Origin of the sequence: Parasedimentitalea denitrificans, assembly GCF_011813015.1 — a bacterium.
Taxonomy (GTDB): Bacteria; Pseudomonadota; Alphaproteobacteria; order Rhodobacterales; family Rhodobacteraceae; genus Parasedimentitalea; species Parasedimentitalea denitrificans.
In genome coordinates this window covers 1-758 of the sequence record NZ_QHLQ01000078.1, presented here as the reverse complement: position 1 = coordinate 758, position 758 = coordinate 1, and the positions used below count along the sequence as shown (strand labels likewise).

1 protein-coding gene is annotated in these 758 nt (G+C 54.6%); it reads left to right on the top strand.

The window, feature by feature from the left end:
* The coding region (locus tag DL239_RS21385; RefSeq protein ID WP_167686116.1) for an elongation factor Tu at positions 1-758 on the top strand (758 nt) is incomplete at both ends.

The window sequence follows — 758 nt, the reverse complement described above, 5'->3', positions numbered from 1 at the left end:
GAAGAGCTGCTGGAACTGGTGGAAATGGAAATCCGCGAGCTGCTGTCTTCTTACGAATACCCTGGCGACGACATTCCTGTGATTCCTGGTTCGGCTCTGGCCGCTATGGAAGAGCGTGACGAGAACATCGGTAAAGACTCGATTGTTGCTCTGATGGCTGCTGTTGACGAGTACATCCCAACACCAGAGCGTGCTGTTGACCAGCCGTTCCTGATGCCTGTGGAAGACGTGTTCTCGATCTCTGGTCGTGGTACTGTTGTAACTGGCCGTATCGAGCGTGGCGTTCTGAACGTTGGCGACGAAATCGAAATCGTTGGCATCAAAGACACTCAGAAAACCACCTGTACTGGTGTTGAAATGTTCCGCAAGCTGCTGGACCGCGGTGAAGCAGGCGACAACGTTGGCGCATTGCTGCGTGGTATCGACCGTGATGCGGTTGAGCGTGGCCAGGTTCTGTGTGCACCTAAGTCGGTGAACCCACACACCAAGTTCGAAGCTGAAGCCTATATCCTGAACAAGGAAGAAGGCGGTCGTCACACACCATTCTTCGCGAACTACCGTCCACAGTTCTACTTCCGTACAACTGACGTCACCGGTACTGTTGTTCTGCCAGAAGGCACCGAAATGGTCATGCCAGGCGACAACCTGAAGTTCAACGTTGAGCTGATCGCACCAATCGCGATGGAGCAGGGCCTGCGCTTTGCGATCCGCGAAGGCGGCCGCACAGTTGGCGCTGGTGTTGTTTCCAAGATCGTCGA